Raw genomic sequence first — 11,743 nt, forward strand, 5'->3', positions numbered from 1 at the left:
AAGGAAAGGGGAACTATAATCATGACAAAGATTAAAAACACAAAGAAGGGCATGGCTAAAAAGACATTAAGTATGTCTCTTGTAGTTGCAATGCTTGCTACTTCTAATGTGCCGGTATGGGCTGCTGAGTTCAGCGATGGTTCTGACGTAGCAGTTGCTACAGAAGCTCCTGCAGAATTTACTGATGAGACAGAAGCTGCTCCAGTTGTAGAGGATGCTGCTGAAGAAGTTTCTACTGCACAGGTAGCAGAAGGCTATACTGTAAACACAAACATGGAATTAAAAGCTGGTGACTGGGACACAAACCTTAAATTTGCTAAAAAAGATGGTGTTACAGATGCTGATAAATTTGAAGTTTTAGATAAAAATACTGTTCCGGTAAATGTCACAAAGGCAGAAATTTACAGTGGAACCGATTTACTTAAAACTGTAAATGTTACCAGTGGTGATGTTGTAACTGCATTAAAAGCTGAAAAAGTAGGCTTGGCAGCATATAAAAACAGCAAACAGGTTACCGTGAAATTTTATGTAGATGGAAATAATACTGCGGTTTATGAAGCAACTGCAACTGTAAATCCAGTAAATATCAGCACAGGATGGGTAGCAAATGTTACAAAGGATACAGCTGTCTACAATGGGAAAATCCAGACTCCTGAATTAACTGTAACAAAAACAGGATATGATAATGCAAAATTTGTTGTTCAGTTTGCTGATGAAAAAGAAGCTAAAAATGTTGGCGCTTACAAATATTCCGTAGAAGGTGTTGAAGCTGATGGATATGTTGGTACATTTGAGGTAGGTACATATACAATCACAGCAGCTACACCGAATAAAGATAATTTGTCTGTAGCGGTTTCTGGCACCACTACATACAATGGTGCAAATACTCAACCAACAGTTGTTGTTACTGACAAACTCACAAATACAGTTATTCCTTCATCTTTATATACAGTAGCTGTAAGCAGTCCAACACCAGGAACATATACAAAAGATGATATTACAGTAACTATGAACACTGATAACGGAAAAACTGGTTCCGAACTTATTACAAACAATTTCACCGGATCTGTTCCGAAAGAATGCAATACTGGAAGTTATGTTATAAATGCTCTTGATTTAAGCAAATTAGGAGAAAAATATGATATTACTGTTGCTGCAAAAAAAGTTGGTGAAGAAGTAACAACATCCGACTTTACATTCGTTGATAAAACAACAAAAAAAGTTGTTGCATATGCTGATGCTCTTCCGACAGGAACAACTATTGTTACAAGTAATAACAGTGCTGTAGGTACAGGAAAAGTTACTATTAAAGCAACTGATGTTAAGGATACAAAAATCACAGGTGAGTACAATACCACATTTAATGTTGTAAATGCTACAATTGATGCAACAGATGTATCTTTCGCTAAGGGAACTAAAATTAACAATAAGACTTATACAGTCAAAACACCATTAGGTACAAAAAATGGAACAACCATTACAGATAATGCAGATATTACTGCTGAATTAACGGGTGTTGTATATACAGGAGTTGCTATCGAACCATTAAAAGATGCATTCTCCAATCTTGTACTGACAAATTCAGCGACTGTTACGGATCAGAAACTGGTTCTTGGAACAGATTATGATATCATATATACTGACAATACAAATTCAAAATCAGTAAGCGGAAAAACAGCTACTGTAAAGCTTGTTTTCAAGGGAAACTATTCTGGCACAATTTCTTATACTTTTGATATTGCAAAAGCAACAGCATTTGTTACAGGAAATGATGTTGAATATGTAGCTGGTAAGACAAGCTATGAAGTGTCTGCTAAAGTAGTAACAAAATCTGGAACTACCGAGACAGCAATTCCTGCTGATGCTTATACTGTAACAACTACTAAAAAGGCTACAGAGGGAATTAATGATATAGCTGAAGGTGTAGTTGTATTTAGCAATAAAAACTATGATGTTGATCAAAAAGACAGCGTTGCAAGTGCAGAGTATCAGTTCAAAAATATTAAATCTAGAGTAGTTGGAAAGAATCTTTCCAAGTGCACAGCAAGTATTGAAGGTTCTTACGTTTATACTGGCGAAATTATCAGTCCAAAGCTTGTTGTGAAGGATGGAAACACTACTCTGGTAGAGGGAACTGATTATAAAATCATCAACAAAACAGGTACGAACGCTGGTCCAGCTCACGTAACAATCCAGGGTATTGGAAATTATACAGGTACTCTTACTGTAGATTATACTATTGCTAAGGCTAATCTTGCTAATGCAACTGTGCTTAATGCTGCTGGAAAAACAGATTATGATGTAGCATATATCGGAACTGCCGTAATACCTGATATTGCAACTGTCAAAATCGGAAACAAGGTATTAACAAAATATGTGCCGACCACCAAAACTGGTGATTATACCATTACATGGGATGATGCGGTAGAAGTTGGAACATACAACTTTACAATCTCAGCTGTTGCCGGAAGCAAAAACGTTGAAGGCGAATATAAAGGAACATTCAAGGTAACTGCAAATCAGCTTACAGGATACTTTGCTACAAAGATTGGTAATGAAAAAGCTGATGCTGCAACCCCAATTACTGTTGACAAAACAGGTGCTTATTATACAGGTTCTGCTATTACAATTGACTCTTTCAAAACTAAATATGTATTAAAAAATAATGCCGATAACAAAGTACTTACTGAAGGAAAAGATTACGAATTAGTATATACAGATAATGTAAATGCAGGTAAAGCTACTGTAGTTGCATATGGTCTTGGAAATTATGCTAAAGTTGATGCAACAACTGGAAAGAAAAAAGCTATTGCTTCCATGACTTACATTATCGGAAATAAAGCTACAATTACTCAGGATTGGGTTCAGAAAATTTCTGATGTTGAATATGCAGGTGGTCTTGTTGTAGAGCCAACAGTTGTTGTTGTTAACCCAGCAACAAAAGAAAGATTAACTCAGGGTAAAGATTATACAGTTACAACAAAAGTAACAGATATTTACGATAATGCAGGTAACGTTGCTAACCGTACACAGCTTGACGTTACAATCAAGGGATTGGGTGCATACACAACAACAGATGCGACAAACGCAGTACTTTCCTTTAATAATAAGACTTTAAATTGGAAAGTAACAAAGAAAGACCTTGCAAACACAGCAGTAAGCGTTGACAAGAACAATAACGTAACTGTACTGAACGGTACTGTTATCGTTCCAGCTGCAGAATATGATGTTAAATTCAGCGATGACAAAAAGAAAGTAACTGTAACAGCTAAGGCAGACAGCAAATACTATACAGGTTCCAAAGAAATCACTGTAGAGTCTGCAAAAGTTGGTCAGGCAATGATCTCTAACGTAGTTGTTAAAGGCAACACTGTAACACCTGTACTTTTCAGTGAAGTAGATGAAGCAGTTGGATACGACTATGTAATCGCTACAGAAGAAGATTACAAGAATGGCCGTGTAGATATCAGCAAGAACATCCTGAAGACAAACACAAACTTCTACTATGTACAGCAGGGTACATACTATGCATACTGCCACGCTTGGAAACGTAACGAAGAAGGCATGAAAGTATTTGGCGAATGGTCTAACATCGTTAAATTCACAGTAACAGCTACTACACCTTCTACACCAACCGTTAAGAGCGTAAATGTTAAAGGAAACACAGTAACTGTAACATATACAGTATCTAAAGATGCAACAGGATATGATGTAGTTCTCGGATCCGCAGTTAAAACAGTAAACGGAGAAAAACGTCCGGTAGACTACGGAACACTTGTAAAGAAAAACATCAAAGGAAATGTTGTAACAGCAACATTCACGAACGTACCAGCTGGTAAATACTATGCAGGCGTTCACTCCTTCAACAGAACATCCGAAAACGGAAGCAAAGTATTCAGCAAATGGTCTAACAGCAGAACAGTAACTGTTAAATAATCCATTGGGGTAAATAATACAGATTCCTAAAAGAAAAGCTCCAGCCAGAAATGGCTGGAGTTTTTCGTATACTTTTCATATCCCAAACTTCCTTCTGGCAAATAACCTTCTGCTCTGATAAAATATAGCCATAAAGCAATATGGCAATAAATGACATCTACAGCAGATCAGAAGCATTCTGATCATGCCGGATTTCAAAGGAGGTTGGGATATAATGAAAAAGAAATTGATAGCTTTATTGCTGGCATCTTCTATGGCTTTGACAGGCTTTGTCTCTGTATATGGAGCGGAGGAGTTTACGGATCCCGGTGATGGGTCGGCTATGGAGAGTGTGACAGAAAATGAATGGGATGAGGGCGGCTTTTCTGATACCGAAGATGGGGAGTTTACCTCTGAGGAAAGTGGGGATGCGCTTTTTTCTGATGAAAAAGAAATACCTGCTGTTCAGAATGGAGAGGTATGGATTGAAAATGCAGGACAGGGGATGACAGCCGGTACCTCTGTATATAATTCCAAATCTTCTTTCGGTCGGCGAAAAACCTTTCCTCAGCTTGCTGATATGGGAAATTCACCGGGATCCTACAGTTTGAACTGGGCAAATCCTGAGTATACTTCCTACTATACGGATACAGCTGGTAATCTGCACATTGTTGCCTGGAAGAATCAGATTTTATATGATGTATCCTGCAATCCGGATCTTAATATTACCAATGTAACAAAAGTAAAACTTCAGCTTCCACTGTGGGGAGGTTTTTACGCTGCGCCGGACGGAAATTTTTACGTTGTAACAGGGCAGAAGAATCTTGATGAAAATGACAGCCTTACAGTTGTCCGGGTTCTTAAGTATGACTGTGCCTGGAAGCTGCTGGGAGCTACAGATATCAGCGGAGACTATACCAACATGTTTAAGGGAATTTACATTCCTTTTGACGGCGCTTCTCTGCGCATGACTCAGATCGGATCCACACTGATCGTTCACACAGGACGTGAAATGTATGGTATGGATGGAATCCATCATCAGAGCGATGTTACCTTTGTCATCAACACACAGGATATGACACTGATCAATTCTGACATGCCTTATTGCAGCCATTCCTTTAATCAGTTTGTTGTAAATGACGGATCTAACGTATACTTCCTGGATCATGGAGATGCCTATGACAGAGGTTTGATCCTGTCTTCCTTCTCAGCATCTTCCGATGGACATATTGCACAGCGCAGTGCTGTCAATATTTTTCCGTTTATGGGACCTGCAGGCCAGAACTATACAGGATGCCAGGTAACAGGCTTTTCCCTGGCAGGTGACAATCTGATTACCATAGGCAGATCAGTTCCCCATAGCTTTTCTGTAAATGGACTGACAGGATATGAGGATCTTAATCTGAATGCTTTTATGATAATCACAGACAAAAACAGCATGGCTTCCAGATTTATCTGGCTTACCCAGTATTCTCCGTCAGGAGATGTAATAAGGGTGACAGAGCCCAAGCTTATTCCGGTGGGAAATAACCAGTATGCAGTGCTGTTTTCAGATGAAACCTCGAAGCAAAGTGTTCTGCACTATCTTCTTATGGATGGTTCGGGAAATATCTTATTATCCAAGTTATATAAAAATGTAACGATCCAGACAGATTCACAGCCAATCCTGTGGGGACGAAATATTGTCTGGACATCCGGAAACTATGACAATCACAATTATGACGGTACAGAAACATTTCTCTATGAAATCCCGGTAGTGACCACTCCGCTCAGTGGAATCGCCCTGGATCAGACAAGCCTTACACTTGATGAAGGAAAAACCCAAAAGCTTACCCCTTCTTTTGCACCAGTGGATTCTGATGATGTAAAAGATATGAACTGGACAAGCAGCAATCCGAAAATCGTATCTGTTTCAGCAGATGGAACAATTAAAGGGAATGGCTATGGTCAGGCTGTCATCACTGCCTCCACAGGAGAGTTTCAGGCTCAGTGCCAGGTAACGGTAAGGGTTTCGGAGACAGATGATCCTCTGGCAACACCAACACTGAAACTTTCCCAGAAGGCTGCTAATAAAATGCGCTTAACCTGGAAAAAGGTTCCCGGAGCCAAAGGATACCAGATTTACTGTAAAACAAACGCCCAGTCTTCCTACAAGCGGATAAAGACGCTGAAAACAGGGACTGTCAGTTATGATGCCGCAGTTGTACCGGGTGTAAAATATTCCTTTAAAGTTCGGGCCTACGGCACAAATGCAAGTGGAAAAACCAAGTATTCCCGTTTTTCACCAGTAAAATCTCAAAAGGCTGTTGTTCCTGCTCCTTCTAAGATTTCATGCAAAATGAGCACTGGCGGTACACTGGTTTCCTGGTCAAAAGTAGCCGGAGCTTCCGGATATGTGATTTACCGCAACGGTGAAGCTGCCAAGACTGTAAAAGCTTCCGCTTCAAGTTGGAAAGATCCTGAATCTTATGATTCCCAGACAGGTATGTACTGGATCGATAACTATTATATAAAGGCTTTTAAAAACGTAAATGGAAAACGGATCTACAGTAAACCCACAAAAACCGTGAATTTTCGTTCCTGATGATGAAAAACAAAGTCCCCCGGTCAGTTGACCGGGGGATCGCTTTATTTTACCTCTACTAATTCAATTTTGAAGTTCAGTTCTTTTCCGGCCATTTCATGGTTGGCATCGAAAGTGATGTTTTTCTCATCCTTGGCTGTTACTTTTACCGGGAATGGCTGTCCGTACTGGTTGGACAGGTATACCTGCTGGCCTACAGTAAGGTCCTCAGAGCCTGGAAGCTGAGCGATTTCCATAGTGAAAATGGCGTTGGGATCAGCCTGACCGTAAGCTTCCTCAGGCATCAGATGTACATCGATCACCTGACCCACTTCCATATCTGCTACAGCAGCATCGAAGCCTCTGATCATCTGGCCTGCGCCACAGATAAATTCCAGTGGTTCTCCACGGTCATAAGAGGAATCGAACTGTGTTCCGTCATTAAAGGTACCTTTGTAATGAGTACGGCAGGTCTTGCCCACATTGCGGCCTGTGATTGGATTATGGGATCCACAGCTTCCACCACAGCCACCGCCGCAGCTGTCACCACAGGAATGTCCCTCTTCATGGCTGCCGCAGGAATGCCCTTCCCCATGGTGATGATCACAATTCACGCCGGAAGACACTAATTCGCCCTTCAGATAAGCTTCCACAGCCTGATCTGCATCTCCCTGGGCTCCTGAACAAAACTCAATCCCAGCCTCTGTAAGAGCCGCCTGTGCACCACCGCCAATACCACCGCAGATCAGCACATCTACATTCTGCCCGTCCAACAAACCAGCCAGAGCACCATGGCCGCTGCCGTTGGAACTGATGACCTCACTGGAGACTACCTGGTTATTCTCTACTTCATACACCTTGAAGTTTTCTGTTTTCCCAAAATGCTGAAAAATATTTCCGTTATCATAGGTTACTGCAATTCTCATGTGAAAAATCCTCCAATTTTAATACAAATGTCGTTCAGTCCAGTATATCCTGTAAAGGCAATAAAATCAAGGCTTTTGCGATGGAACGGCTTAAACTCTACCCATGCAAGAGTAAATTTCATCGCATAAGCGGACGGTGGAATTTACTTTTGAAATTTTCACTCATACAATTATCACAGTAGTATATTGATTTCCTAATCTGCATATGCTATAATGTCGGTAGACAAGAGAAATAAGAAATCCATGTAGTTCAACTACAGCAAAAGCCCCGAAGTTGCGACCTTCGGGTTTTTTTATTCTCTATTTAAGATGGAAGGCATATGAAAAACTCCAGCCATTTCTGGCTGGAGTTTTTCTTTTAGGAATCTGTATTATTTACCCAAATGGATTATTTAACAGTTACTGTTCTGCTGTTAGACCATTTGCTGAATACTTTGCTTCCGTTTTCGGATGTTCTGTTGAAGGAGTGAACGCCTGCATAGTATTTACCAGCTGGTACGTTCGTGAATGTTGCTGTTACAACATTTCCTTTGATGTTTTTCTTTACAAGTGTTCCGTAGTCTACCGGACGTTTTTCTCCGTTTACTGTTTTAACTGCGGATCCGAGAACTACATCATATCCTGTTGCATCTTTAGATACTGTATATGTTACAGTTACTGTGTTTCCTTTTACCTTTACGCTCTTAACGGTTGGTGTAGAAGGTGTAGTAGCTGTTACTGTGAATTTAACGATGTTAGACCATTCGCCAAATACTTTCTTGCCTTCAGCGTTACGTTTCCAAGCATGGCAGTATGCATAGTAGGTACCCTGCTGTACATAGTGGAAGTCTGTGTTTGTCTTCAGAATGTTCTTGCTTACACCTACACGGCCATTCTTGTAGTCTTCTTCTGTAGCGATTACATAATCATATCCAACTGCTTCATCTACTTCGCTGGAAAGTACAGGTGTTACAGTGTTGCCTTTAACAACTACGTTAGCGATCATTGCCTGACCAACTTTTGCAGACTCTAATGTAATTTCTTTAGAACCTGTGTATTTTGTGCTGTTAGCTTTAGCTGTTACAGTTACTTTCTGTTTATCATCGCTGAATTTAACATCATATTCTGCAGCTGGAACGATAACAGTGCCGTTCAGTACAGTTACGTTGTTTTCTTTGTCAACGCTTACTGCTGTGTTTGCAAGGTCTTTCTTTGTTACTTTCCAATTTAATGTAGCAGAAGCAGAAATTCCACTATTGTTTTTATCTCCAGTAACATATGCGCCTTTACCTTTGACGATAACATTGCCATTTGTATAGTCACCGATTTCAGTAATAGGAGTATTGTTCTTAACGGCTTCTACTGTGTAATCAGTACCCTGAACAAGTCTGTTGCCTTTTGCATCATAAACAACTACTTCTGGTTCTACCGGAAGACCACCAGCGTATTCTACGTTAGCAATTTTCTTAATCTGACCTACTGCAATTGTTTCTTTTGCTCCAATATAGAAGTTCATAGAAGCAATTGCAACTGGCTTACCATCTTTATCAGTAGTTGCATGATTGCCAATTCCGTATGCTACAACAGAAGCTTTACCAGCATCTACATTGTTGGTATATTCCAGTTTATAGTCTTTACCTTCTGTAAGAACTTTGCTAGTAGAATCAACAACTACATATTTCTTTTTGAAGGAATCAATAGTAATTGCTTTTCCAGTATAATATGCACCTGTAACATCTGTGTCAAGTGTTAACGTTGTTGGTGGTGTTGTTGGAGCCACATATACAGGATTAAGTTTCTCTGCAAAGCAAGCAGTTAACTGATTTGGAGTTACCTTAAATGTTCCTTTATATTCACCCTCAACATTTTTGCTTCCGTCTAATGCTTTAAGAGTGAAGTTGTAAGTACCTGCTTCAACTGCTTCATCATATGTCAATGTATAATCACCTTTCTTCTCGATTGGATCATATACAGTTAACGGAACAGAACCAATTGTAACAGAAGTAATTGTAGGAGTTACGATAACACCAGTGTAACCGTATTTACCTTCATCTTTTAAAGTAACTTTTGCATTTGCAAGGTTTGCTTTCTTGATTTCATACTCAAGAGTAAGAGATCCTGTATAGTTGCTTCCAGTAACAGCAGTAATAGTAACTAATGCTTTACCTGCATTAATATTATTCTTGCTGGAAACTTTATAATCTTTTCCTTCAACTAATACAATATCGCCATCTTTTACAGTTAATTTAGGACTAATGCTTTCGCCAGTATATACATAGTTTCCTTCGATTGTAGCAGTGCAGTTCTTGAGATCCTTGCCAACAATATTAGAAACTACGCCTTCTAAATAATCATATCCTGTTGTATTTGTTGCTTTTCCAGCATTTGTGATATCATAGTTCTTATTATTGAATACAACTGTAGCTTTAGCAGTATCGCCTACTTTTGTTCCTTTTTTGGTTGTTGTAACAGTGTACTCGCTAGCCGGAACATCTTTCTTGTCAGCTGTTTTTACTGATACAGACGCATCATAGCTGTTCTTTCCTGCAACATAGGAAACATTGTTTCCTGTGATTGTTGCCTGTGCTTTAGCAATATTAAATTCATAGCTGAAAGTTCCTGTATAGTTACCTTTGAATACGAAAGTAACCTTAGCTATTTTGCTCTTATCTGTCTTGGTAACGCCTTTTACAGTATCAGAATCTGTATTGTTGCTATAAACTAAATCATAATCTGTTCCTAATACAAGTTTCACGTCACTTGTTGTAGCAGAATTAGAAAGAACAAGATTAGAGAAAGCTTCTTTTAATGGTTCCTGTGCAGTTCCGTTATATACAAGACCTGTTAATTTACTGTTAATATAAGTTGATACCCTTGTATCATTTAATGCTAATTTCACTGTAGATGGCTTAGCTCCATCTTTGAAATCAAATCCAACCGGGAATGCAACATCAGCAGCTGTAACTACATTATTTACTACTGTAAATGTTGTAGTGAATGTGCCTGTAACATTTGTAACATTTGTCTTTGGGGTAATTGTGATGGTGCCATTTCCAGGCGCATTATTATTAGTTGTTTTAAGATCTACATCGTTTCCCGGTATTACCTGGGCATATGTATATGTCTTTCCAGTAGCCTTATCTGTAAATGTAATATCAGTTGTCGCTACGTTTTCATTTGCTTTTTTAGTAGCTACATTAACAGTATATTTTTCACTTAATTTGCTTAAGTCAAATGCAGTTACTGTGTAGTCACCAGATAATAAACTAGTTACATCATATTCTGTTTTTCCTGTTTCACCAAAGTTGTTATTTACTGTCTTGTTGTTGATTGTAGCCTTATTTACCAACTTAACAGAAGTAATGTTAGATTTATCATATTTTCCAGCATCAGTCTTTGATACAGCTACTGTATATAAATCAGATGGAAGTACTTCACCTGTATATTTATCAGTTACTTTTACAAGAGATTTTACATCACCATTGTATGCAACTGTTCCAGAAACGGTAACTGCTAAGTTAGTTGCATCAGGTTTTGCTGGTGTAATTTCAAATTTTCCATTCTCAGTTGTTTTTCCGGTATATCCTTCTGATTCAACACCTACAATATTATAATCATATGAACCAACATTTTTTGCTTCAGTAACATCTGCATACTGTATGGTTACTTCAGAAGTTGATCCACCAACTTGAAAGCTACTTCCAGAAGGTGCAGTGATTGTTACATCTGGATTCTGAACTGTTCCGTTATATGTTTTGGATGTAGTTTTTCCACTTGTAATAGTCCACTTTGAAATATCTACTGGCTGAATTACAGAATTGAACTCACATACTGGGTTAGTATCGTTGGCTACATATACTTTTACAGTAACGTTTCTGTCTGCTTTATATGAGTTAAGACCATATTTAACTGTCTCTAATGCCTTTACTAAAGAAGAATTAGTTGTAGTATCCACAGTTGTAAGTAATCCGCCATTTCCAGCGTATACCTCTGCTTTAGCCCAGCTTTCAACAACACCATCTTTATTTTCGATTGTAAACTCTGCAGTTTTTCCTTCCGGTGCTACTAATGTAAGCCCTGTATTCCAGTCTACTTTTTTGAGGGATAAATTTGTTTTTACTGTGTAGTTTTCGTTAGCCTGTGCTGTAGAAACTTCTTCAGCAGCGTCTTCTACAACTGGAGCAGCTTCTGTTTCATCAGTAAATTCTGCAGGAGCTTCTGTAGCAACTGCTACGTCAGAACCATCGCTGAACTCAGCAGCCCATACCGGCACATTAGAAGTAGCAAGCATTGCAACTACAAGAGACATACTTAATGTCTTTTTAGCCATGCCCTTCTTTGTGTTTTTAATCTTTGTCAT

4 protein-coding genes are annotated in these 11,743 nt (G+C 39.0%); 2 read left to right on the forward strand and 2 right to left on the reverse strand.

Translation table 11 applies throughout. The features are described 5' to 3' along the window. The first annotated feature begins 21 nt into the window (after nucleotides 1–21). Both H8Z82_RS14480 and H8Z82_RS14485 read left to right on the forward strand, forming a co-directional pair. Nucleotides 22–3,936 (forward strand): autotransporter outer membrane beta-barrel domain-containing protein, encoded by a 3,915-nt coding sequence (locus H8Z82_RS14480; protein WP_186995499.1) that lies wholly within the window; start codon nucleotides 22–24, stop codon nucleotides 3,934–3,936. Nucleotides 3,937–4,150: 214 nt separating this feature from the next. Then, nucleotides 4,151–6,499 (forward strand): Ig-like domain-containing protein, encoded by a 2,349-nt coding sequence (locus tag H8Z82_RS14485; RefSeq protein ID WP_186995500.1) that lies wholly within the window; start codon nucleotides 4,151–4,153, stop codon nucleotides 6,497–6,499. A 44-nt stretch (nucleotides 6,500–6,543) separates the two neighbouring features. Here the strand turns inward: H8Z82_RS14485 and H8Z82_RS14490 are convergent, their stop codons facing one another. Together H8Z82_RS14490 and H8Z82_RS14495 are read right to left on the reverse strand one after the other, a co-directional pair. After that, the gene (locus tag H8Z82_RS14490; RefSeq protein ID WP_186995501.1) at nucleotides 6,544–7,404 is read right to left on the reverse strand and encodes an FKBP-type peptidyl-prolyl cis-trans isomerase; all 861 of its coding nucleotides are present in this window, start codon (nucleotides 7,402–7,404) and stop codon (nucleotides 6,544–6,546) included. A gap of 388 nt (nucleotides 7,405–7,792) precedes the next feature. After that, entirely contained in the window at nucleotides 7,793–11,713 is a 3,921-nt protein-coding gene (locus tag H8Z82_RS14495) for a hypothetical protein (protein WP_186995502.1), read from the reverse strand. Between the last annotated feature and the right edge of the window lie 30 nt (nucleotides 11,714–11,743).

This window comes from Blautia difficilis (genome assembly GCF_014297245.1).
GTDB lineage: Bacteria > Bacillota > Clostridia > Lachnospirales > Lachnospiraceae > Blautia_A > Blautia_A difficilis.